This window comes from Burkholderia sp. AU38729 (genome assembly GCF_020419725.1).
Classification (GTDB): domain Bacteria; phylum Pseudomonadota; class Gammaproteobacteria; order Burkholderiales; family Burkholderiaceae; genus Burkholderia.
Window position 1 is genome coordinate 1 of the sequence record NZ_JAIZQO010000025.1, and the last position, 21,866, is coordinate 21,866.

The window sequence follows — 21,866 nt, forward strand, 5'->3', positions numbered from 1 at the left end:
GCGCGGCGAACGGCGGCGCGACGACGACGGCCAGCAACGGCAGCGCGACCGCGGGTAGCGGCGCGGTGGGCGCGATGGGCGGAGCCGGCGGCGCAGGCGGCGCGGGCAACGGCGGCGTCGGTAACGGCGCGGTCGGCGGCGCGGGTGGCGCAGGCGGGGCCAATACGGTCAACGCGGGGACATTCAACATGTCCAACGCAATGGCGAGCGTTGGCCAGACCGCGGCGGGCATCATGGTCGCCAACCAGAACAGCGGCATGGCGTCGCTCGTTCAGCAGGCCGTGACCGTGCAGGCGAACCTGTCGGTCGGACGTTAGAACGGCCGGCTGGTCCCGGCGAGCCGGATGCGTCGACGCGGGCGCAGGCGTTCCCGCGGCTCGCGTTCCATCGCCAAGGGACTGGCGCGCCGGCAAGGGCGGGATGGCCGAATGGCCGTCTCGCTCTCGTCGGCGCAGGCCGGGCCGATTTCCGTCGATCGACGGTCACGCGGATTCGGCTCCCCGTGCGCCCGGTTCGTGCCGGTTCGCGCAGGGACCAAGGAGACAGCCATGCGAATCCGAACGGCACTTTCGCAGGTGATATTGCCCGCAGCGCTGCTGCCGGGCCTGACGGCCCATGCCATGGCCGATGAGGCGCGAACCGTCGCGGTGGAGTCCGCCGCCGGCGTTGCGCCGGGCGCTGCCCCTTCCCCATCCGCCGCACGCACGGATCAGGCTGATCCGGCCGCGACCGTCTCACCCCCGGCGGCGGCGACACCCTCCGCGACGGGCGCCGCGGCCGCGCCAGCGGCCAGCTTCGGCGTCGCGATGACGCCCGACCAGCTCGACGAGCATCGGGGCGGCGATGCGCTGATCGGCCAGAACTATCTGACCGGCACGGTGGCCGACAACGTCGCGAACCGGGTGTCGACCGGCTCGAATGCGATCACCGACGGCTCGTTCGCCAATGCGAGCGGCCTGCCGACGGTCATCCAGAATACCGGCGCGAACGTGCTGATCCAGAACGCGACGGTGCTCAACGTGCGCTTCGGGAATTGAGCGATGAGACAGGTTGCCGCCGCGCGCATCGTGGCGCTCGCGTACGCGCTGTCCGGCCCGGCTGCATCGGCGGACGAGATGACGATCGTCGATCCGGCGGGCGCCGGTTATGCGATGCACGTCACGAGTCTCAAGGAAGCGCGGTTCAAGCGCACCGTCAAGCAGCAGTTCGATTTCAGCTGCGGGTCGGCCGCTGTCGCGACGCTGCTGACTTATCAGTATGACTATCCGATGACCGAGCAGACCGCCTTCGCCCAGATGTGGGAGAACGGCAATCAGGAGAAGATCCGCCAGCAGGGCTTCTCGCTGCTCGACATCCGGCGTTTTCTGGACGCGCACGGCTTCGTCGCGGATGGCTTCGAGTTGCCGTTGCAGACGCTTGCGAAGACGCACACGCCGGCGATCGTGTTGATCACCGAACACGGCTATCACCATTTCGTGGTCGTGAAGGGGCTGCGTGACGGGCGTGTGCTCGTCGGCGATCCGGCCACCGGCACGCGGCCGATGTCGCTGGCGAGTTTCGAGCAGAAGTGGGAAGACCATGTGATTTTCGTGATCCACAACCGGCCCGAGCGGGCGGTGTTCAACGATCCGCGGGACTGGCGCGTTGCGCCGAGCGCGCCGCTCTACACCGGCATTGCCCGCGACGGCCTGTACAACGTCGTGATGCCGAAGCACGGCCCGAGCGACTTTTGAGGATCGTCATGAGATCCGAGACCAGGAAGATCGCCGGCATCGCCGCGATGGTGTGCGGCGGGGCGACGTGCGTGAGTGCGGCGGCGATGCAGGACGGCGCGCCGACCGCGACGGTCGAGCCTGTCGCGCAGGCGAGCAGCGTCGTGTCGGCAGCCGCCGCGAACGCAGGCGTCGATACGGCGCCTGCCGAGTCGGCGGCCGGGGGCGCGCCGATCCAGCGTGCCGGGCCGCTCGCGATGGCGGAGTGCGCGGCCGGGCCGCCGGCCCCGGAACCGGAGTCGGGCGGCGCGCAGCAACGAAACTGGGCGGCAACCGGTGCGATCGCGCTCGGCGACGCGCGTCTCGATGCGATGCGCGGCGGCTTCGACATGCCCAGCGGCCTGAAGATTTCGTTCGGCGTGTCGCGTGTCGCGTTCGTGAACGGCACGCTGGTGACGACGACCAGCTTCAACATCCCGGACATCAGTCATATCACCGCGCAACAGGCGCAGGCGCTGGCGGGCGCGAACGCGGGCGCGTTGATCCAGGTGGGCGCGGGCAACGCCGCGCAGCCCGCCGCGCTGCCGGCGCTGACCGGCGCGGTGATCCAGAACACGTTGAGCAACCAGCAAATCCAGGCGCTGACGACGATCAACACGACCGTCAACACACTGGCGACGTTCAAGAACCTGAACGTGATGTCGACGCTGAACCATGCGCTGCTCGGCGCGTTGCCGGGACGATGAAGTTCGGCGAGCGCTTGATGATCGGCGGAGGAGCGGGTCATGGCACGCGGGGGCCGGCGTGCGGCCCGCCGTCGGTGCATGTCGGCGATCAGAATGCAATCGGCACGCGCAGCGTCATGACCACGTCCGGCGTGTCGCGCGTGAGGCCCGCGCCGATCGAAAGATTCAGCGTGGTCTTCGGCGACAGACGGTACGAGTAACCGAGGAGCAGTGAACCGAGGATCACGCGCACCGAGCTTGGAATCGTCTGGCCGTTCTGTTTCGTGGGCAGCACGATGCTCTGGTCGTAGCCGAGGCTCACCGACGCTTTCTCGTTCAGCGCGAGGCCCATGCCGATGTTGAAACCCCAGATGTCGCCGGGTTGCAATTTTCCGATGAAATCCTTCTGCCCGTCGCGAATCGTGAGGCTGAGATTGTCGCGGCTGAAGCTGTGCAGATAGCTCAGGTTGCCGAAGAACACCACCGGGTCGGACGGAAAGAGCCAGGTGAGGCCCGGCTGGATCGCGTAGAAGCCCGAGCCCGTCGGCTGCTCGAGCGGCAGGCCGGTGCCGGTGGCATTGCCGACGCAGCGCGTGACGCAGTCGGTGACGACGTCGAACGGGCTCTTGCCGGTGGCGGTCTTGAAGCGCAGCCAGCCGATGTAATAGAACTTGTCGGGGCCGCCGGTATTGAACTGGTAGCGCAGCGTCATTTCGACGTCGCCGAGTCCTTTGCCGTGGCTGTTGAATGCGTTGTCCTGGGCAGAACCGGTGAAGATCTCGCGGCTGATCGTGTCGTTCGTCGAGTACACGTAGGGGACGCGGACTTCGACCTCCATCCGGTTGGTGATCCCGTAGCGCACCGCGACCGCGCCGGTCAGCGTGGTCGTCTTGACTTCGCGCACGTCGACCAGGCCGATCAGCAGCGCGGGGATGATCGTGTAGCCGACGAGTGCGACGCGGTTCGACGACGAATAGTTGAACTGGAACGACGGCTCGACGACGAACTTGTGCTTCGGCGTCAGCACGCCGGGCTGATCGAAGATCGGCGCGACGGGCGGCGGCGCGGTTTCCGCCACCGGCGCCTGGCCGATCGGCTGGCTCGGTGGCGCGGCGGAACCGGCCGCGGATGGCACGTTGCCTGCCGTGCCAGGTGCGCCGCCCGGGGCGCCGGTATCGGCCGGCGGCGCCGCGTCGCCGGTGCCGCCGGCCTCACCGGGGCCCGCACCGCGCCGGGCCGCGAGTTCCCGGTCGTCCAGCGCCCGGCTCAGGCGCGACAGATGGGCTTCTTCGTCGTTCAGTTTGCGCTTGAGCGCGCTCAGTTCCTGCAGATGACGATCGACTTCGTGGCGCAATGCGGAAATGTTCTCCTGGGTCGACTGGGCGTCCAGCGACTGCGCCTGCGCCTGGGCCTGAAAGAGCAGCACGCTTGCATACGTGATGGCACGGATGCAGCGAAATGGCATGCGTTTCACGGCGCGTCTCCCCCATCGGGCCTGCGGTTCCCCCCCGGGGCACATCGCCGGCAGGCCGGCGCGTGCGTTGCCCTGGATCGCTTCGCGTCGCGTCAGGCTACGCGTTTGCCGAACGCGCGTCACATCGCACGCGAGCCACCCGTTTCTCGGGGACTTTCGTCAAAACCGAATGCACGTTTCGCGCCTGTGCACACGGGCCGCGCTGCCTGTTCATGGCAGTGTTTTCCCGTGTGCCGGCGGGCGTTGTCCCGAGCGGACGAGGCAGGGGGGCGGCGCGTCAGTGCGGGACGGTTTCGCGGGTGTGCGCCGGCGCGCCGGCGGTTTCCGTGCGTTGCGCGTCGGCCAGGATCAGGTCCGCGCCTTTCTCCGCGACCATCATCGTCGGCGCGTTGATGTTGCCCGACGTGATGTTCGGGAACACCGACGCATCGACGATCCGCAGCGCCTGCAGCCCGTGCACGCGCAGCGATGCATCGACCACCGACGTCGCCGCGTCCGGCCCCATCGCGCACGAGCCGCACAGGTGATAGATCGAACCCGACTGCTCGCGGAAGTACTGCAGCATCGCTTCGTCGGAATCGACCTGCGGCCCCGGCGAGATTTCCTCGACGGTCATCGACTTCAGCGCCGGTGCGCGCATCAGCGCACGGATCACCTTGCTGCCCTGCACGGCCTCGTCGAGATCCTTCTGCGTGGTGAGCGCGTTGATGTGGATCTTCGCGGCATCTTCCGCGCGGTTCGACGCGATCTCGATCGTGCCGCGGCTCGTCGGCCGGCACGGGTTGAACGCGATCAGGAAACCCGAATAAGGCTCGGGCTTGATGCTCGCGCGATCGCTCTTCGGGATCCGGTACGACAACGGGTTGAAGTAGAGCTGGAGGTTCGGCTCCGGCGTATCGTCCGTGCCGCGGAAAAAGCCGCCCGCCTGGTTCACGCTCATCGCGAGCGGGCCGCGCTTCGTCAGCAGGTAGCGCAAGCCGATCTTCATCTTGCCGATGAGCGTGCCCATCTCGTCGTTCAGCGTCGGCCGGTTCGCCTTGAAGTAGAAGCTCACGCACAGGTGGTCCTGCAGGTTGCGGCCGACGGCCGGCAGCGCATGCACGAGCGGCACGCGCCGGCGCGCGAGCAGCGACGGATCGCCGACGCCCGACAATTGCAGCAGCTTCGGCGTATCGACCGCGCCGGCCGCGAGGATCACCTCGCGCGCGGCGACGAGCGTCTCGTCGCCGTGTTCGCCCGCGACGACCACGCCGGTCGCGCGCGTGCCGTCGAACGTCACGCGCCGCACGAGCACGCCCGAGCGCAGCGTGAGGTTCGCGCGGCCCAGCGCGGGGCGCAGGTACGCGAAGCTGCTGGAGCAGCGCTCGCCGTTTTTCGTGTTCAGGTCGTAGATGCCCGCGCCTTCGAACTGCGCGCCGTTGAAATCGTCGGTGCGCGGCAGGTTCAGTTGCCCGCAGCCCTTCAGGAATTCGTGGACGATCGGATGCACGTCGGCCTTCATCGACGTGATGTGGATCGGCCCGGTCGCGCCATGATGCTGCGGATCGGTCGCGCCGGCCGCGTGGGTTTCGAGCTTGCGGAAGTACGGCAGCACGTCGTCGTACGCCCAGCCCGGGTTGCCGGCGTTCGCCCAGTCGTCGTAGTCGCTGCGCTGGCCGCGCACGTAGACCATCGCGTTGATCGAGCCCGATCCGCCGACCACCTTGCCGCGCGGGCAGTACAGCTTGCGGTCGGCGAGCTGCGCCTCGGGCTCGCTGTAGTACATCCAGTTGTAGCGGCGGTTGTAGTAGGTCTTCGTGAAGCCGACCGGCACCTTGAACCAGAACGACGCGTCGCGCTCGCCCGCTTCGAGCAGCAGCACCGAGTGCCGGCCCGATTCGCTCAGGCGGTTCGCGAGGATGCAGCCGGCCGAGCCCGCGCCGACGATGATGTAGTCGTAGCTCATGTCTGTCCTTTGCGCTCAGCCCTTCGCGGGGGCGAGATCCTTCACGTCGACGGGGTGTTCGCCCATCTGCAGGTGAAGCCGTTCGCCGGTGTACGGCGTGTGGCGCTTCACGACGTCCATGTCGAGCTCGATGCCGAGGCCCGGTTCGCTCGACGGGATGATGTAGCCGTCTTCCCAGCGGATCGGCGTCTTCACGACTTCCGCGTGGAAACCGCCCCACGTCATGATGCTTTCCTGGATCAGGAAGTTCGGCGTGCAGGTCGCGAGCTGGATGCTCGCGGCCGCGCCCACCGGGCCGTTGTACAGGTGCGGCGCGATCTGCGCGTAGTGCACTTCGGCGAGCGTCGCGATTTTCTTCGCCTCGAGCAGGCCGCCCACGCGCGCGACGTTCAATTGCAGGATCGACGCGCCGCCCGCCTGCAGCAGCTTGTGGAATTCGTACTTGGTCGTCAGGCGCTCGCCGGTCGCGATCGGAATCGACGTGTGCTTCGCGACTTGCGCGATCGCTTCTTCCTGGCCGGGAGGGACCGGCTCCTCGAACCACAGCGGGTCGTATTTCTCGAGCCGCTTCGCGAGCCGGATCGCCGACGACGGCACCATCTGCCCGTGCGTGCCGAACAGCAGATCGGCCTTGCTGCCGACGGCTTCGCGCACGCGGCGGCAGAACAGTTCGCAGCGGTCGAGCACTTCCAGCGACAGCTGGTGACCCGAGTAGGCCGTGTACGGGCCGGCCGGGTCGAACTTGACGGCCGTGAAGCCGAGCTTCACGTTCTCCGCCGCGCATTCGGCGGCGAGATCGGGATCGTCGTAGTCGTATTCGCCCTTCGCGTTCTTCGGGTACAGGTACGTGTACGAGCGCAGCCGCTCGTGGATTTTCCCGCCGAGCAGTTCGTACACGGGCTTGCCGGCGGCCTTGCCGATGATGTCCCAGCACGCCATCTCGAGGCCGCTGACGACGCCCATCATCGTGAGATCGGGCCGCTGCGTGAAGCCGCTCGAGTAAGCCTGGCGGAACAGCCGTTCGACGTGGTGCGGATCGCGGTTGAGCAGATGGCGTTCGAACACGTCGTCGATGATCGGGGCCATCGCCTTCGGGCCGAACGTCGCCGAATAGATCTCGCCGACGCCTTCGATGCCGTCGTCCGTCTTCAGCTTCACGAAGATCCAGTACATCCCGCCGACATGCGGCGGCGGCACGGCGACGATATGGGTTTCGAGCGAAACGATCTTCATGCGGACTCCTGGATGCGGTTGAGGCGGTACTTGAGGAATGCGGCGGCGCCCGCGCCGCAGAGCGCGATGGCCGCGATATAGCCGAAATAGAGCTGGTAGCCGTGCGCGCCCGGGTAGGTCTGCGTCACGTAGCCGTTGATCAGCGGCACGAACACGTCGGGCGAATAGCCGAGCACCGAGATCAGGCCGATCGCGAGGCCCGCGCAATGCGTCGGCACCTTGCAGTCGTCGAGCAGCGACCAGTACAGGCCGCGGATCGCGTAGGTGAGGATGCCGATGAACAGCACGAGCACGACGAGCATCGCCTGCGGGCTGTGTGCCGGTGCGGCGATCAGCCCGACGAGCGACAGCGCGGCGAGCACCAGCGCCCAGAACAGCACGGACACCTTCGATACGCGGTCGCCGAGGAAGCCGCCGCCGATGCCGCCGATGGGGCGCATCCACAGCTTGAGCGTCGTGATGAAGCCGGCCGCCGTCGCGCTGAGCCCGAAGTTGCCTTCGTGCAGGTACGCCGAGAAGCTGTAGGTTGCCCAGAACACCTGGTAGCCGCAGAACACGATCGCGGCGACGAGCCACAGTTCGGGGATCGCCGCGAGCGTCTTCAGGTCGGCCAGCACGTTGCCCCGGATGCGCTTCGCGGCCGCGGCACGGTCGCCCGTGTTCGACGGATCCTTCACCAGCGCGAGCAACACGCCGAGCGCGATGCAGAAGAACGCGTACAGGTGGACGACGAGCTTGAAGCCGGCAGCGTCGGTGCCGCCGCGTGCCTGCGTGACGTACGCGAACAGCGTGATCGCGATCGTCGCGAGCAGTGCCTCGACGAGGCCGCGGCCGCCGTCGAGCAGGCCGAAGAAGCGGCCCTGTTCGTCGGGGCCAGCGATCATGTTCACGCGCTTGATCACGGCCGCCCAGAACGTGAGGCCGGTGGTCAGCCCCCAGCCGCCGAAGATCAGCACCAGCAGGTCGAACGACGGCCCGGTCGCGTAGACGAGCCCGAGCGTGCCGGTGGCGAGCAGCGAGAAGCAGATCAGCCAGCGCGGCGACAGGCGGTCGGCCAGCCAGCCGCTCGGCAAATAGCTGACGAGGAAGATCGTGCCGAGCGACGAATACAGGTAGCCGAGCTGGACGTCGTCGATACGGAAGAACTGCAGCATCGTCGGCTGGTACACCTGCCGCAGATACAGCATCGGGTAGATCGCGCCCGCGGCGATCACGAGCAGCAGCAGTTGCAGGTAGCGTTGCGCGCGGGAATGCTGCGACGCGTGGGCGTCGAGCGCTTGGTCCTGCAACGCGAGCGACGCGGCGGGTGTCGACGGTTGGGTCGGCATGATGTCTTCCTCCATCAGGCATCCTTAAGGCGGAGGCCTGCAGATTTTTTATGTTCTGGTTGGGTCAGGGGCGGCGCGCGCGGCATGGTGTCTGGGGGCGCGCGCCGGCAACGGTGCGTTTGGCGTGGCGACGTCAGTACTTCATGACGACGAGGCGCGTCTGCGTGAATTCGAGCATCCCGTGCTTGCCGTCGTCGCCGCCGAGGCCCGAGCGCTTCCAGCCGGCGTGGAAGCCCTGGTACGGATCGGCCGGCGTGCGGTTCACGTACAGCTCGCCGGCTTCGATCGCGTTCGCGACGGTCATCGCGGTGCGGTAGCGCTCGGTGTAGAGCACCGACGACAGGCCGAACTGGTGGTCGTTCGCGAACCCGATCGCTTCGTCGATCGTCGTGTAGCGCAGCACGGGCATGATCGGGCCGAAGGTTTCCTCCTGCACGATCTCCATGTCCTGCCGCACGCCGGTGAGCAGCGTGGCCGGGTAGAAGAAGCCGGGGCCGGCGGGAATCGCACCGCCGGTTTCGAGCGTCGCGCCGGCTGCGATCGCGCGTTCGACCATCCCGTGGATGTGCGCGCGCGCCGATGCGCTGACGAGCGGGCCCATCCGCGACGCGTCTTCCGCACGGTCGCCGATGCGCACGGCCGCCATCTTCTCCTTCAGCAGCGCGACGAAGCGGTCGTGCACGCTGTCGTGCACGTACACGCGTTCGATGGCCGTGCAGAGCTGGCCGCAGTGCGTCGTCTTCGACGCGACGAGTGCGGCAGCCGCGCGTTCGAGGTCGGCGTCGGGCTCGATGATCGCGGGCGTCTTGCCGCCGAGTTCGAGCGACGGCTTCGCGATGTTCGCCTTGCAGTAGTCGAGCACCTTGCGGCCCGCGTTCACGCTGCCGGTCAGCGTGATCATGCCGACGGCCGGATGCGTGCACAGCGCTTCGGCCGTCGCGTGGTCCATCGTCAGGATGTTGACGACGCCCGGCGGGAAGCCCGCATCGTCGGCGGCTTTCGCGATCTCGAACGCGGACACCGGCGTGTGGTTGCTCGGCCGCACGACCACGGTGTTGCCGGCGATCAGCGCGGGCGCGACCTTGCGCAGCAGCGTGTAGACCGGGTAGTTGAACGGGATCAGGCACGCGACGACGCCGATCGGCTCGCGCTGCAGGAACAGGTTCTCGTCGGGCGTGTCGCTCGGGATGATCTCGCCCTCGATCCGGCGCGCCCACTCGGCGTGGTAGCGCGTGATCTGGCCCGCGTAGACGGCTTCGTTCGACGCATCCTCGACGCTCTTGCCGGATTCCTGCGCGAGCGCCGCGCCGATCTCGGGCGCGCGTGCGGTCAGTGCGTCGGCGAAGCGGTGCAGGTACGCGGCGCGTTCGGCGCTCGGCAGCGTGCGCCACGCCTTCTGCGCGGCGGCCGCGGCGTCGACGGCGGCGAGCGCGTCGGCGGGTGTCGCGGCCGGCACGCGCGCGAACGGCGCTTCGGTGGCGGGATTGTGGACGACGATGAACGTGTCGCTTTCCGGGGCGACGAAACGGCCGTTCACGTAGTTGCGTTCGGTGCGCATGAAGTGACTCCTCCGATGAATGCAGGCGGATCGCTTCGAGTGGCGACACGCGTGGCACGGGATAGCGGCCATTCTGTTCATGCGTTTAGCGCACGACAAACGACTTATTTTCGCGTCGAGCATGAGAAAAACGCACGTTACTCGGCGAATCGGCCGGAGTCGCCCATCCGGCAAGGCTGCCGTGGCGTGGGCCTGGAATGGAGCGGGCGGAGGGCTGTCGTATTTTCCGACTGGTCCGAGTGCGGACTGACGCGGGAGGCGGTAAGGTGTCGCCCGCGGTGGAGGGTCGAGAGCTGTCGAGCGTGGTTGGGGCGGGTCGCGCGCTAGGCCAGCGGCACTTGCGGCAGCGGCGACGACGGTTCGAGATGGCGCTTCGCGAGCCACACTTCCTGCTGCAGCCAGTCGCGGAACTGGACGATGTGCGGCAGGTTCGTCTGCTCGGGCCGCGTGACGAACCAGTACGACTGGTGGCCGTCGACGTGCACGTTGAGCACCTGCATCAGCTGCCCGGTCGCGAGTTCGCGCGCGACCATGTGGCGGTCCGCGATCGTGATGCCGAGGCCGTCGATCGCCGCGCGGATCGCATGGTCGAGCAGGTCGAATTCGTAGCCGCCGCGCGTGTCGACGTCGGCGATGCCGGCCGCTTTCAGCCAGTGCTGCCAGGTCAGGTAGCGCTGGTCGTCGGTGGCGAGCACGTGCAGCAGCGTGAAGCGGTTCAGGTCGATCGGCGCGCCGTCCTGTCGCAGCCGCGCATACAGCGCGGGCGCGCAGACGGCGATATGCTGCTCCTGCATCAGCAGTGCGTTGTCGAAGCCGTCCCATTCGCCGTCGCCGAAGCGGATCGCGCAGTCGAGCACGCGCGATTCGCCGAGGCTGTCGTGGATGCGGGTCGTGAGGCTCAGCTCGAATTCGGGATGCGCGTCGCGCAGCCGGCCGAGGCGCGGCATCAGCCAGCGCGCGGCGAAGGTGGGCGGCACGTTCGCGCGCAGGCGGTTCAGGTGGGTTTTTTCCTGCAGGCTGCGCACGGTGAGCTCGATCTTGTCGAACGACTGCTGCAGCGCGCGCAGCAGCACGCGGCCGGCCGCGGTCAGTTCGAGCTGGTGATGGCGGCGCTCGAGCAGGGTTTCGCCGAGCTGGCCCTCGAGCTGGCGAACCTGGCGGCTCACCGCGCTCTGCGTCACGTTGAGCAGCTCGGCCGCGCGCGTGAAGCTGCCGGTGCGGCCGGCCATCTCGAAGGCTTTCAGCGCATTCAGCGCCGGCATCTTGCGTCTCACGGGGCGGTGTCGTGTGGGGTGCGGGATGCTTATTGTAGGCGGGTGGCGCGGGCGCCGGGACGCTGAATGGCGGCGACGGTGGACGCGGGGGTTTGACGGGATGGCGGCTCGCGTGCCTTGTCGCGACAAGGCTGCCCGCAGGCGGGCCGGCGGTGCCGGCCGGCAACGACACGAACGATACGAACGAAGGGGACACACATCATGCGACGCCTGCCATCGTTGATCGCGCTGCGATTTTTCGAGGAGACCGCGCGTCACCTGAGCTTCAACCGCGCGGCGGTTTCGCTGTGCGTGACGCAGGGGGCGGTGAGCCGGCAGATCCGGCTGCTCGAGGAAGCGCTCGGCGCGCGGCTGTTCGAGCGCGATCACAAGGGTGTGCGCCTGACCGATGCCGGCCAGCGGTTGCTGCCGTTCATCGGGCAGGCGTTCGACACGATCGAACGGGGCGTCGGCGAAATCGCCGCCACGCGGCCGGGCGCGAAGCGGCGGCTGACGGTGTCGCTGCCGCCGACGTTCGCGACGCAGTGGTTTTCGCCGCGGCTCGGCACGCTCGCGGAGGCGCTGCCCGACGTCGAGCTGTCGATCCGCACGGAGCCGGATGACGATTGCCATTGCCACATCCGCTTCGGGCGCGCGGCGCGGGCCGGGATGCAGTCGGAGCTGTTGATGATGGAGCGGCATGCGCTCGTCGGCGCGCCGCGCTATCGCGGCGATGCGCTCGACGTGCTGCTCGGCCGGCTGCCGTCGCTGCATGTGCTGCACGAAGGCAAGCGCCTGACGCTGTGGGCCGACTGGTGCGAGCAGGCGGGCGTGCCGCCGGCGCGGATCGGCGACGGCATCGAGTTTTCGACGCTCGAACAGGCGATCCGCGCGGCGCGCAAGGGCGCGGGGCTCGCGGTGGTCGATCTCAACATGATCGAGGAGGAGATCGGCGAGGGCAGCCTCGTGCGGCTGTCGCCGGTGCAGCCGATCGGGCCGTTCGGGTATTGGCTCGATGTCGAGCCGGAGAGCGTGGCGGTCGAGCCGGTGATCGCGTTTGCCGCGTGGTTGCGGGAGCAGGCGGGGAGAAGGGGGTAGGGGGCCTCGTTGCTGAGACGCGGCTGATCTTTCTGTGGAAACAATCGGATCAGTCCGCGCCGGTCGTGTCGTGTTTCTGCCTTCCGTCTGTGTCAAAGATCGTTACCAAGGGGGAGATCGGTACGATCGTTGTGGGCGCGGGATGTGTGGTTGTGTTCAGCCGATCACAGGTCGGGTGCGTGTCCGAAATGCATGAGTGTTTCCCTGCGTGCCATGGCTTCTGCTTCGGCATCCGAGATGATCGGCAACTGGCACTTCGAGGGATCGATGCGCCCCACGTTGAAGATGGCTCGTTTCGGCGGGGACGCGGATGTGACGGCGGCCCGTGCGTCGTGTTCAATGGCAGATTTGCGCATGACCCGAGCCAGGCTGTGATTGAGTTCGCGCGTGACGACTGCATCAAGGAGGCGGCGGGCTTCCGAGAGGCGAACGGGACGATGTTCACTCGTCGGGCGACCACGGCGCGTGATCCGGAACCCTGCGATCGGCGTGTGCTTTGCGTTCATTCGTAAATCCCCTTTTCGATCAAGTAATTCTGCAACGTCTGCACGGATCTTCCGTGCGGCGTAACGTCGAAAGTCATCCAGCGATGTGATCCTGCGATGCGCCAGAAATCTCGCCCGAATCGCGTTGCGTAGAGTGCGTGCAGCGATCGAAGCGACCCGTCGGCCAGACCGACCGGGTCGCTCTGGAAATACTGGAACAGGGCTGCTTCGTCGCTTTGCTGGTCGGGAATGGGCGCATCGAAACCGAGCCGAGGCCAGGCGTAGTACCCAAACAGTCGACGTCCGCCGGGTTTTGGCGCTGCCTTGCGGCCACCCGCTGCCAATGCGTTGATGCGGGTGATTCCCAGCGTATCGCACGCTCTGACGATCCGCCACAGCATGGCTGCTCCGAGGCCGGCGATAGCGCTATCAGCCAGATCGATTGTCTTGAGTTCGATTGCGAACGTGTCCGATTCTCGAAAGACGGCGATGCGATTCTCCGATCGGATCAATGTCGGGTGCGTGACGGCGAACGTCAGCCTGTCCGCGCTGTCGAGATAGGCCTGGATTTCCGATCCGGCCGGCGCGCCGCACAACGCAACGAGCAGTTCGTCGGGGACGCTGCCGCTCACCCCGAGCAACGCGGAAATATCGAGATCGTTTCGATCGACCGTGAGCCGATCATCGAAGTACGTCGTCTCGTACGGCAGGACGTGACCGAGATCGACAGTTTGAGCGGGCATGGCTTCCGGCAATGAATGGAAAGCCCCCAGCATATCGGCGCTCATCCGGCGGGCAGAGTCCGCCAAACGGCCAATCACGAAGCGGCGCGACCGCCCGTCCCGCCCGCCCTACGACCAGTCGAACGTCAGCAGTGCCACGCGGCTGGCCGGCTCGTAAAACAGGAGAATCGAGTCCGCGCCCATCGCGCGGTATTCCCAGCCGGTGACGCGGGCGACGAAGCGAAAGCGCGCACCGTCGGGGCCGAGCGGCCGGATGTCGTCGGGATTGCGGTCGTCGACCGGAAAATCCGACGCGCCCGACCAGTTGCCCCAGCCGACCGATCCGCCGAGCTGGTCGATCAGGTTGCACGGCTTTTCCTGGCTGAAATCGCGCTCGTCCGGCGCGTACTGGTTGGACGAGTAAAGCACGCCGTATTCGGCGAACCGCTTGCGCGCGGTTTCGATGCTGGCCTGTTGCTCGGCGTAGTGCGCCTCCAGTTCCGCGCGATAGCCCGCGTCATGCGCGCCGGGCGGGTTTTCCAGATAGAAGTAGCGCGGGTCGCCGAGCAGCGTGTAGCGGTTGTTCTCGTCGAGCCGGAAACCGATCCAGTTCGCGCGCAGATAGTCGTTGTGATACGCGGCCGTGTCCTGCCCGACGAGCCCGTCGTACGGCTCGACGGGGCTGAGCAGGTGGATCCAGCCCTCCCACGACGGATTGACCGTCGACAGGTCGATCGATATCAGCGGATGCAGGTGGCGCGCGAGTGCGGCGTTGGACTCGGCAAAGACGTCGGCGTCTGGCGGGTAGACCTTCAGGCCAGGTTGTGGCGTGACGATGTCTTCAATCATGATCGCTGCTCGCACGGTGAGGTCCGGTAAGGCTACACGAATGCGCACGAAAACCGGATGAAGGTCCGGCGCCAAAGCAGCCTGCCTGAAGCGCGTCCCGTTCCTTTCTTCCGTCCGATCGGCACGTCGAAAGCATTCGCGCCGATCCTTTGGAACTCGTCTCATTGATAATAGTTGATAAAGTGAATACGCTCGACGGATCGAATTCAATCCGGTCGGGAGGTCGACATGATCAGTGCAGAACTCGGGCAGCAACTGGAGGCTTACGTCGCGAAGCTGGTCGAATCGGGGCGCTACGGATCCAAGAGCGAAGTGCTTCGGGAAGGTGTACGCCTCATCCAGGATCGCGAGGCACAGCTGAACGCGCTGGACGCGGTGATCGCGCGCAGCCTGTCCGATGCGGAAGCCGGACACAGCGCCGACGCAGCGGAAGTCTTCGATCGTCTCGAGGCGAAGTATCGGGCCCAGGCGGATCGGCAGGCCTGACCGTGCGCCTGTCCGATTTTGCGATTGCCGAACTCGAAGCGGTCGCCGATTACATTGCACGCGACAACCCGCAACGCGCCGTAACGTTCGTGCGGGAGATTCGCGATCAATGCCTGAGCCTGGCCGCGATGCCGCTGGCGTTTCCGCTGGTGCCGCGCTACGAGCGTCACGGCGTGCGGCACCGCGTGTACGGCAACTACCAGATCTTCTATCGGGTCGTCGGCGATCCGCCTGCGCGGATCGACATTCTTCACGTCCTGCACGGTGCGCGGGACTACGCATCGATCCTGTTCTGAGCGAACGTGCGCATCGCATCGCATCGCATCCGAAATGAGCGAACCCGGCCGCGGCCGGGTTCGTTCGAATCGAGCGCAGCATCGCCGCGGCGTATCAGCGGCTCGTCGACACGAAAGCCTCGATCGAGCACGATGAAGCAGGCGGCCACACAACCCGCCGCCCTCATCAATGCCCCGACGCCTCCTCCAGCGTCAGATGCTTCGTCTCCGGCGCCCACGCGATCGACACGATCATCCCCACCAGTAGCACGCCCGCCAACGCGAACATCGTCGCGTGAAAGCCGAGCGTCGCGATGCCGACCGGCAGCAGGAACGTGCCGATCGCCGAACCGAGCCGGCTGCACGCGATCGCGAGCCCCACGCCGCTCGTGCGCACTTCGGTCGGGAAGCACTCGGGCGGGAACACGCCGACGAGGTTGCTGAACGCCGACATCGTCAGCGTGAAGATCGCGAACGCGACGATCATCGCGACGGCCGCCGACGACGGCAGCACCGCCAGCGCGACGAGCGACGCGCACGTCACCGCGAACGAGCCGATCAGGAAGCCGCGCCGCGACAGTCGGATCGTCAGCCAGATGCCGATCAGCGCGCCGAGCACCAGGAAGCCGTTCAGCAGCAGGTCCGCGCCGAAACCTTCGGCGAGGCCGATCGTCTTCAGGATCGTCGGCAGGAACGTGTAGATCGCGAAATACGGAATCACGAGGCACACGAAAAACGCGCAGTTGAACATCGTGCGGCGGATCAGGTCACGCTGGAACAGCCGCGCGAAGCCGCCATGCGCATGCGGCTCGGTCGAACCGTCGAGCATCACGTGCGGCCCGAAATGCTTCGCGACGATCGCACGCGCTTCCTTCTCCCGGCCCTTGCCGAGCAGCCAGCGCGGCGATTCGGGCGTGCCGATCCGCAGCACCAGCACGATCAGCGCGGGCAACGCGGCCGACGCGAGCAGCCAGCGCCACGCATCGAGCGTGACGTCGCTGTACGCGAGGCCGAGCACGTTCGCGGCGACATAGCCGATCGTCCAGATCACGCTGAACGACCCGAGCAGCGCGCCGCGATGCTTGCGCGGCGAGAATTCGGCGAGGATCGCATGGCCGACCGTGAAATCGCCGCCCATTCCGAAGCCGATCAGCACGCGCAGCACACACAGTTCGAGCGGCGACGTGACGAAGAACTGCGCGAACGCGGCCGCCGTGATGATCACGAAGCTCGTCAGGAAGATCTTCTGCCGGCCCATCCGGTCGGACAGCCAGCCGAACACGAGGCTGCCGAAGAAGATGCCGATCAGCGCGGAGCTGCCGATCATCCCCATCCAGAACGCGTCGATCGGCATCTGCCTGCCGAGCGCCGCGAGCGCGTAGCCGATCGTGCCGAGCGTGTAGCCCTCGGTGAAATGCGCGCCGAACGTCAGGCCGGCGATCTTCACGTGGAAGCGGTTGAGCGGCACGTCGTCGAGCGCGACGGGGCGGTGCGGCGCATCGGCGCCACGCGACAGCGGCAACGCGCGTGCGGTGCCGGATTGAACGTTGGCTTGAGTCAAGCTGCCTCCTGGATTGTTATCGGGCGCGCAGCGGCGCGCGCAGGCGAAGCGCCGCCGCGCGTGCCGTGCAGGGCGCCGCGCGGCCGGACGGCGCGCGGCGCGGGTCGGCCGCGGGGAGCGGCCGGCGGTCAGCGGTCAGCGCCCAAGGCCGGCCATCAGCGTGTACTTGAGTTCCACGTATTCGTCGAGGCCGTACTTCGAGCCTTCGCGGCCGAGACCCGATTGCTTGACGCCGCCGAACGGCGCGACTTCGGTCGAGATGATCCCGTCGTTGACGCCGACCATCCCGCTCTCCAGCGCACCCGACACGCGCCATGCTCGGCCGAGGTCGCGCGTGTAGAAGTACGCGGACAGCCCGAACGGCGTGTCGTTGGCCGCGGCCACGGCCTCTTCCTCGGTCGTGAAGCGGAAGCAGCCGGCGACGGGGCCGAAGGTTTCCTCTTCGGCGATCAGCATGTCGGCCGTCATGCCGGTCAGCACGGTCGGCTCATAGAACGTGCCGCCGAGCGCGTGACGCTTGCCGCCGGTGAGCGCATGCGCGCCCTTCGCGGTGGCGTCGGCCACGTGCCGCTCGACCTTGCCGAGCGCCGCCTCGTTGATCAGCGGCCCCTGGTCGACTTCACTCGCGAGCGCGTTGCCGACACGCAGCTTGCGCACGGCATCCGCGAGCTTGTGCGTGAACGCGTCATACACGCCGTCCTGCACGAGAAAGCGGTTCACGCACACGCAGGTCTGGCCCGTGTTGCGGAACTTCGACGCGATCGCACCTTCGACCGCCGCATCGAGATCGGCATCGTCGAACACGATGAACGGCGCGTTGCCGCCGAGTTCGAGCGACAGCTTCTTCAGCGTGTCGGCCGACTGCTTCGCGAGCAGCTTGCCGACCCGTGTCGAACCCGTGAACGACAGCTTGCGCACGACGGACGAACTCGTCAGCGTCTCGCCGATCGCGACCGCATCGCCCGACACCACGTTGAACACGCCGGCCGGCACGCCCGCGCGCTCGGCGAGCACCGCGAGCGCGAACGCCGACAGCGGTGTTTCCTCGGACGGCTTCAGCACCATCGTGCAGCCGGCCGCGAGCGCGGGGCCGGCCTTGCGCGTGATCATCGCCAGCGGGAAATTCCACGGCGTGATCGCCGCGACCACGCCGACCGGTTCGCGCGTGACGACGATCTGCGCATTCGGCTTCGGGCTCGGGATCACGTCGCCGTACATGCGCTTCGCTTCTTCCGCGAACCATTCGAGAAAGCTCGCCGCATACGCGACTTCGCCGCGCGCTTCCGCGAGCGGTTTGCCTTGCTCGCGCGTCAGCAGCTCGGCGAGCGCGTCGCGGTTTTCGAGCATCAGCTCGCCCCAGCGCTTCACGCGGGCGCCGCGTTCCTTTGCGGTCAGCGCGCGCCAGGCGGGAAATGCGTGTGCTGCCGCATCGATTGCGCGTTGCGTGTCGTCGGCGCCGCCCTTCGCGACCTTCGCGATCGTCTCGCCGGTCGCCGGGTTCAGCACCGGATAGGTTGCATCGCTCGCGCCGTGCGATTCGTGCCATTCACCGCCGATGTAATGGCCGGTCCTCAGAAATTCGTTCATTGTGTGTCGTTCCTTCAGTGCCTCGGAGCTTCGTGCATCAGTGCATCAGTGCATCAGTGCTTCAGTGCTTCAGTCCGTCGCGAAGCTGCCCTGCGCCGGACGCGATTCGCGCGCGATGCGCTTGCCGGCCGTGTAGTCGTTGATCAGGTCGCACGGCGTGTAGTTGCGTTCCAGCTCGTGCAGCTCTTCGTCGGTGAGCTGCGTTTCGAGCGCGCCGAGCGCGCTGTCGAACTGCGCGACGGAATCCGCGCCGACCAGCATGCTCGCGATGCCGGGGCGGCTCAGCACCCATGCCTGCGCGATCTGCGCGGGCGGCACGCCGCGGCGCTTCGCGACCTTCGCGACCGATGCCGCGATCGCGAGCGACGACGCGTCGCCGTACATCTGCGCGGTGAAGAAGTCGGTCTGGTTGCGCGTCGATTGCGGCTCGCAGGTGAGCAGCCCGCGCGCGAGCGGGCTGAACACCGATACGCCGACGCCCTGATCGATGCAGTACGGCACCATCTCGCGCTCTTCCTCGCGATACGCGAGGTTCAGCTGCAGCTGCATGTTGATCGGCTTGTCCCAGCCGTTTCGTTCGCAGGCCTGCATGATCTTCGCGAACTGCCACGTGTACATCGTCGACACGCCGATATAGCGCGCCTTGCCTGCACGCACGATGTCGTGCAGCGTGCTCATCGTTTCCTCGACGGGCGTGTTCACGTCGAAGAAGTGCAGCATGAAGATGTCGACGTAATCCATCCCGAGGCGCTTCAGCGACCCGTCGATGCCGTCGAGCACGTGCTTGCGCGAATGGCCGCCCGCGTTCGGATAGCTGCCCATGTCGTAGCCGACCTTGGTCGTCACGACGAGCTCTTCGCGGCGCGCGTTGCGCTTCAGGATGCGGCCGACCACTTCCTCGCCGACGCCCGTCGAATAGAAATCCGCGAGATCGATGAAGTTCACGCCGGCGTCGAGCGCGCGGCGCACGATCGGCTCGCTCTGCGCTTCGTCGAAGATCCAGGGCTTCCATTCGGGGGTGCCCATGTTCATCGTGCCGAGACACAGGCGGGACACCTTCAGGCCGGACTGGCCGAGGCGGACGTATTCCATGTTTCCTCCAGATGCGGCCGTCCGTCGCGCGTCGGCCGCTTGTCGTCGTCAGTTTTTCTTCGGGGTGTAGAACGGGTTCGACACGTCGCGGGCGGCGGCGAACACCGCGTCGCGATGCGGCAGCCCTTCCATCGCGGCGACGATCGCGTTGCGGCACGCGCGGTAGTTGTTCTCGAATACGGCGTCGAGATCGTCGGTCTGCGGGTTCACCCAGTTCGCCGACACGACGACCCAGTCGTTCTCCGCTTCGGGCGGCAGCGTGCCGTTCTCGAGCGCTTCGGCCACGGCCTTCGCGATGCCGGCCTGCGACGCGCCCCACGTGGCGTTGCCGTGGAAATCGCTGGCGATCTGCGCCTTGTTCACGTACAGCGTGAGCGGCTTGGTCGGCACGCCCGGCTGCGCGATCACGACGAACGGCGCATGGCCGGCCGACGGCGTCGCGAGCGCGGTGGCGAACGCCTGGCCCGCCGGGCCGTTGCGCGGGCCGACCAGCACGTTGATGTGTGCGAGGTTGACGCCGGGGCCTTCGAAGCCTTCGCCGATGTAAAGCTGCCTGGGTTGGGATGCGGTCATTGCGGTGTCTCGTCGATGAGGTGGGGGTGAGGCGATTGTGGTGGGCCGTGAGGCGGCCGGTGAATCGATGTTTTCTGATCGGGCCATGAGTTTTCGTCGTCTCCGGGAAAGCCCTGAAGCCGGCCCGCGCATGCCCGCCGGGCGGGCCTCGGCCGTGGTCGTGACGGCGGGCGGGGCGGGATCGGCGGGTGGGCATGCGCGTACCGGCTCCGGGTTTGTCATACCCGGGCAGGGGTTGGAGGGCCGAGCGCATCCGGACAACAATCGGCGTACTCCGAGCCGTATCTTTCGTCTTCCCTACTTTTTTCGAAAGCGAGTAATTTCGATGGCTGCCATTCAAAAGCCCGATTGGTCGAAGCTCAGTTCGCTCGATCCGGAACTGATCCGGGCATTCGTCGCGGTCGTCGAAAGCGGTGGTTTCACCGCGGCGGCCCGGCAACTGCATCGCACGCAGTCGACGATCAGCCTGCGCATCCGCACGCTCGAGGAACGGCTCGACACGCACCTGTTCATGCGCAACAGCCGGCGGCTCGAGCTGTCGCGCGACGGCGAGAATTTCCTGATCCATGCGCGCCGGATCATCCAGGTGCAGAACGACGCGATCCTCGCGCTGAAGCAGGCGAGCAGCGACCGCGGCGTCGTGCGCTTCGGGCTGCCCGAGGACTACGCGGAGCTGTGGCTGCCCGACCTGCTGAAGTCGTTCTATGCGATGCGGCCGGGCGCGCGCCTGCACGTGCATTGCCGGATGTCGCTCGAACTGCTCGACCGGCTGCAGGCCGGCGAGCTCGACGTGGCGCTCGTCGTGCGGCACGGGCCCGGCGCGGGCGGGCGCGTGCTCGGCCGGCACGACGTCGTGTGGGCCGCGCACCGCGATTTCGCGCTCGACCGCCATGCGTCGGTGCCGCTCGCGCTGTTCCCGGAAACGTGCTGCTACCGGCAGCGCGGGCTGCAGGCGCTCGCGACGGCCGACCGGTCGTTTCATGTCGTCTACACGAGCCAGAGCCCGACCGGCATCAAGATCGCGGTGAACCACGGCGCGGCCGTGACGATGATCGACCGCTGCACGCTGCCCGAGAACTGGCGCGTGCTCGACGAGGCGGACGGCTTTCCGTCGCTGCCGGCGGCCGACCTCGAACTGCATCGCTCGCCGGGCATCTGCGATCCGCTGACCGACGATCTGGTGTCGCTGATCGAATCGATGGTCGACGAGCGGCGGCGCGCGTCGCTCGAGGCGTTTGCCGCGTAACGGGAGCAACGCCAAGGCGACCGCGGCGCAGGTGAAGTCGACGCGCGCCGCGGCGCGTGACCACGGGGCGCGGACGACGGCGCACCGCCGGCCGCCGGTGACCGGTCACCGGTCACCGGTCACCGGTCATCGCCCGGTGATGTGATGTGTCCCCCCATGCCGTTTTTTGCATCGGCGGCACGTTTTTTTGCACGACGTTTATGTCGTCTCTTCTAAGCTGGGGACGTGTCGAACAGCCGAGACGGCTTCCGTCCGCTCCATGACCTTCATTCGTCCCGTTCCAGCCTTCCACGTCGCCGGCCGCCCGTTACGCGCCGGCGCACCCGACAACGTCATTCCGTTCCCGCCGCCGCGCCCGCGCCTGCAGTTGCCCGTCACGCTGACGGCCGCCTCCGGCGAAGCCGCGCACGCCCGCCTCGCGGCGCTGCTGCATTCCCCGCTCGGCGTGTACGTCGTCAGCGCGCGCGCCGTGCGCGACGTGGTTCACGTGCACTTCGACATCGCGCCGGAAGACCTGGATTTCACGCTGCACATGCTGATCGCGCAGCAGGCCGATGCGGTGATCGGGCCGGTCGCCCGCCGCTTGCGCCTCGGGCCGAACGCGCGGTAAGTCGAGGAACGGTTGTTGCTCGTTCCTGAATGGTTTGTCCGATCCGCCGCCTGA

At 67.2% G+C, this 21,866-nt stretch carries 21 protein-coding genes and 1 pseudogene; 9 read left to right on the forward strand and 13 right to left on the reverse strand.

Going from position 1 to position 21,866, the window contains the following annotated elements; genetic code table 11:
• The 4 genes and pseudogenes from LGM56_RS36240 to LGM56_RS36255 all read left to right on the forward strand — a co-directional run.
• A pseudogene (locus LGM56_RS36240) lies at positions 1-317 on the forward strand (hypothetical protein); the annotation flags it as partial.
• Between the two features lie 111 nt (positions 318-428).
• Positions 429-1,037 carry a hypothetical protein gene (locus LGM56_RS36245; protein ID WP_226208163.1) on the forward strand — a complete coding sequence of 203 codons (609 nt, stop codon included), beginning with the start codon at positions 429-431 and terminating at the stop codon, positions 1,035-1,037.
• Between the two features lie 3 nt (positions 1,038-1,040).
• Positions 1,041-1,733 (forward strand): C39 family peptidase, encoded by a 693-nt coding sequence (locus LGM56_RS36250; protein WP_226208164.1) that lies wholly within the window; start codon positions 1,041-1,043, stop codon positions 1,731-1,733.
• 8 nt (positions 1,734-1,741) lie between these two features.
• Complete coding sequence (locus LGM56_RS36255; protein ID WP_226208165.1) at positions 1,742-2,458, forward strand: hypothetical protein; 717 nt, start codon at positions 1,742-1,744, stop codon at positions 2,456-2,458.
• 88 nt (positions 2,459-2,546) lie between these two features.
• Here LGM56_RS36255 and LGM56_RS36260 read toward each other — a convergent pair whose 3' ends face one another.
• From LGM56_RS36260 to LGM56_RS36285, 6 genes are all read right to left on the reverse strand, one after another.
• Positions 2,547-3,911, reverse strand: coding sequence for an acetate kinase (locus LGM56_RS36260; RefSeq protein WP_226208166.1), 1,365 nt, complete (start codon positions 3,909-3,911; stop codon positions 2,547-2,549).
• A 277-nt stretch (positions 3,912-4,188) separates the two neighbouring features.
• Positions 4,189-5,856, reverse strand: coding sequence for a GMC family oxidoreductase (locus LGM56_RS36265; protein WP_226208167.1), 1,668 nt, complete (start codon positions 5,854-5,856; stop codon positions 4,189-4,191).
• A 15-nt stretch (positions 5,857-5,871) separates the two neighbouring features.
• Positions 5,872-7,089, reverse strand: a complete 1,218-nt coding sequence (locus LGM56_RS36270; RefSeq protein WP_226208168.1) for a mandelate racemase/muconate lactonizing enzyme family protein — start codon at positions 7,087-7,089, stop codon at positions 5,872-5,874.
• On the reverse strand, positions 7,086-8,417 hold the full coding sequence (locus LGM56_RS36275) for an MFS transporter (RefSeq protein WP_226208169.1): 1,332 nt from the start codon (positions 8,415-8,417) through the stop codon (positions 7,086-7,088). The genes LGM56_RS36270 and LGM56_RS36275 overlap by 4 nt, the downstream gene beginning before the upstream one ends.
• A 133-nt stretch (positions 8,418-8,550) precedes the next feature.
• Entirely contained in the window at positions 8,551-9,975 is a 1,425-nt protein-coding gene (gene aldA, locus LGM56_RS36280) for an aldehyde dehydrogenase (RefSeq protein ID WP_089497861.1), read from the reverse strand.
• Positions 9,976-10,298: 323 nt separating this feature from the next.
• A complete protein-coding gene (locus LGM56_RS36285; RefSeq protein WP_011356424.1) occupies positions 10,299-11,237 on the reverse strand; it encodes a LysR substrate-binding domain-containing protein in 939 nt (312 codons plus the stop codon).
• 213 nt (positions 11,238-11,450) lie between these two features.
• Between LGM56_RS36285 and LGM56_RS36290 the strand changes: the two genes are divergently transcribed.
• Complete coding sequence (locus LGM56_RS36290; protein ID WP_226208170.1) at positions 11,451-12,326, forward strand: LysR substrate-binding domain-containing protein; 876 nt, start codon at positions 11,451-11,453, stop codon at positions 12,324-12,326.
• Between the two features lie 164 nt (positions 12,327-12,490).
• Here LGM56_RS36290 and LGM56_RS36295 read toward each other — a convergent pair whose 3' ends face one another.
• From LGM56_RS36295 to LGM56_RS36305, 3 genes are all read right to left on the reverse strand, one after another.
• Complete coding sequence (locus LGM56_RS36295; protein WP_226208171.1) at positions 12,491-12,832, reverse strand: hypothetical protein; 342 nt, start codon at positions 12,830-12,832, stop codon at positions 12,491-12,493.
• Positions 12,829-13,599 carry a hypothetical protein gene (locus tag LGM56_RS36300; RefSeq protein ID WP_226208172.1) on the reverse strand — a complete coding sequence of 257 codons (771 nt, stop codon included), beginning with the start codon at positions 13,597-13,599 and terminating at the stop codon, positions 12,829-12,831. The genes LGM56_RS36295 and LGM56_RS36300 overlap by 4 nt, the downstream gene beginning before the upstream one ends.
• 63 nt (positions 13,600-13,662) lie before the next feature.
• On the reverse strand, positions 13,663-14,382 hold the full coding sequence (locus LGM56_RS36305; RefSeq protein ID WP_226208173.1) for a hypothetical protein: 720 nt from the start codon (positions 14,380-14,382) through the stop codon (positions 13,663-13,665).
• A 228-nt stretch (positions 14,383-14,610) separates the two neighbouring features.
• Here LGM56_RS36305 and LGM56_RS36310 point away from each other — a divergent pair, with 228 nt between their 5' ends.
• Both LGM56_RS36310 and LGM56_RS36315 read left to right on the forward strand, forming a co-directional pair.
• Positions 14,611-14,868 (forward strand): type II toxin-antitoxin system ParD family antitoxin, encoded by a 258-nt coding sequence (locus LGM56_RS36310; RefSeq protein WP_089457468.1) that lies wholly within the window; start codon positions 14,611-14,613, stop codon positions 14,866-14,868.
• 2 nt (positions 14,869-14,870) lie between these two features.
• Positions 14,871-15,164, forward strand: a complete 294-nt coding sequence (locus LGM56_RS36315; protein WP_089497857.1) for a type II toxin-antitoxin system RelE/ParE family toxin — start codon at positions 14,871-14,873, stop codon at positions 15,162-15,164.
• 166 nt (positions 15,165-15,330) lie between these two features.
• Here LGM56_RS36315 and LGM56_RS36320 read toward each other — a convergent pair whose 3' ends face one another.
• The 4 genes from LGM56_RS36320 to fae all read right to left on the reverse strand — a co-directional run bounded on the left by LGM56_RS36320 (position 15,331) and on the right by fae (position 19,956).
• Complete coding sequence (locus tag LGM56_RS36320; protein WP_226208181.1) at positions 15,331-16,665, reverse strand: MFS transporter; 1,335 nt, start codon at positions 16,663-16,665, stop codon at positions 15,331-15,333.
• 174 nt (positions 16,666-16,839) lie between these two features.
• Positions 16,840-18,291: an NAD-dependent succinate-semialdehyde dehydrogenase gene (locus tag LGM56_RS36325; protein WP_226208174.1), complete on the reverse strand. Its 1,452-nt coding sequence runs from the start codon at positions 18,289-18,291 to the stop codon at positions 16,840-16,842.
• Between the two features lie 69 nt (positions 18,292-18,360).
• Positions 18,361-19,383 (reverse strand): aldo/keto reductase, encoded by a 1,023-nt coding sequence (locus tag LGM56_RS36330; RefSeq protein WP_039369873.1) that lies wholly within the window; start codon positions 19,381-19,383, stop codon positions 18,361-18,363.
• Between the two features lie 48 nt (positions 19,384-19,431).
• On the reverse strand, positions 19,432-19,956 hold the full coding sequence (fae, locus tag LGM56_RS36335) for a formaldehyde-activating enzyme (RefSeq protein WP_011356415.1): 525 nt from the start codon (positions 19,954-19,956) through the stop codon (positions 19,432-19,434).
• A 325-nt stretch (positions 19,957-20,281) separates the two neighbouring features.
• On the opposite strand from fae, the gene LGM56_RS36340 reads away from it, so the two are divergent.
• On the forward strand, positions 20,282-21,202 hold the full coding sequence (locus tag LGM56_RS36340; RefSeq protein ID WP_089443484.1) for a LysR family transcriptional regulator: 921 nt from the start codon (positions 20,282-20,284) through the stop codon (positions 21,200-21,202).
• A 259-nt stretch (positions 21,203-21,461) separates the two neighbouring features.
• Complete coding sequence (locus LGM56_RS36345) at positions 21,462-21,812, forward strand: hypothetical protein (protein WP_226208175.1); 351 nt, start codon at positions 21,462-21,464, stop codon at positions 21,810-21,812.
• The last annotated feature ends 54 nt before the right edge of the window (positions 21,813-21,866 follow it).

Excerpts from the sequence above, each read along its gene's own strand:
- LGM56_RS36245 (WP_226208163.1), top strand. The coding sequence starts at position 429 with ATGGCCGTCTCGCTCTCGTCGGCGCAGGCCGGGCCGATTTCCGTCGAT.
- LGM56_RS36250 (WP_226208164.1), top strand. The coding sequence starts at position 1,041 with ATGAGACAGGTTGCCGCCGCGCGCATCGTGGCGCTCGCGTACGCGCTG.
- LGM56_RS36255 (WP_226208165.1), top strand. The coding sequence starts at position 1,742 with ATGAGATCCGAGACCAGGAAGATCGCCGGCATCGCCGCGATGGTGTGC.
- LGM56_RS36265 (WP_226208167.1), bottom strand. The coding sequence starts at position 5,856 with ATGAGCTACGACTACATCATCGTCGGCGCGGGCTCGGCCGGCTGCATC.
- LGM56_RS36270 (WP_226208168.1), bottom strand. The coding sequence starts at position 7,089 with ATGAAGATCGTTTCGCTCGAAACCCATATCGTCGCCGTGCCGCCGCCG.
- LGM56_RS36275 (WP_226208169.1), bottom strand. The coding sequence starts at position 8,417 with ATGCCGACCCAACCGTCGACACCCGCCGCGTCGCTCGCGTTGCAGGAC.
- aldA (WP_089497861.1), bottom strand. The coding sequence starts at position 9,975 with ATGCGCACCGAACGCAACTACGTGAACGGCCGTTTCGTCGCCCCGGAA.
- LGM56_RS36285 (WP_011356424.1), bottom strand. The coding sequence starts at position 11,237 with ATGCCGGCGCTGAATGCGCTGAAAGCCTTCGAGATGGCCGGCCGCACC.
- LGM56_RS36290 (WP_226208170.1), top strand. The coding sequence starts at position 11,451 with ATGCGACGCCTGCCATCGTTGATCGCGCTGCGATTTTTCGAGGAGACC.
- LGM56_RS36295 (WP_226208171.1), bottom strand. The coding sequence starts at position 12,832 with ATGAACGCAAAGCACACGCCGATCGCAGGGTTCCGGATCACGCGCCGT.
- LGM56_RS36300 (WP_226208172.1), bottom strand. The coding sequence starts at position 13,599 with ATGAGCGCCGATATGCTGGGGGCTTTCCATTCATTGCCGGAAGCCATG.
- LGM56_RS36305 (WP_226208173.1), bottom strand. The coding sequence starts at position 14,382 with ATGATTGAAGACATCGTCACGCCACAACCTGGCCTGAAGGTCTACCCG.
- LGM56_RS36310 (WP_089457468.1), top strand. The coding sequence starts at position 14,611 with ATGATCAGTGCAGAACTCGGGCAGCAACTGGAGGCTTACGTCGCGAAG.
- LGM56_RS36325 (WP_226208174.1), bottom strand. The coding sequence starts at position 18,291 with ATGAACGAATTTCTGAGGACCGGCCATTACATCGGCGGTGAATGGCAC.
- LGM56_RS36330 (WP_039369873.1), bottom strand. The coding sequence starts at position 19,383 with ATGGAATACGTCCGCCTCGGCCAGTCCGGCCTGAAGGTGTCCCGCCTG.
- fae (WP_011356415.1), bottom strand. The coding sequence starts at position 19,956 with ATGACCGCATCCCAACCCAGGCAGCTTTACATCGGCGAAGGCTTCGAA.
- LGM56_RS36340 (WP_089443484.1), top strand. The coding sequence starts at position 20,282 with ATGGCTGCCATTCAAAAGCCCGATTGGTCGAAGCTCAGTTCGCTCGAT.
- LGM56_RS36345 (WP_226208175.1), top strand. The coding sequence starts at position 21,462 with ATGACCTTCATTCGTCCCGTTCCAGCCTTCCACGTCGCCGGCCGCCCG.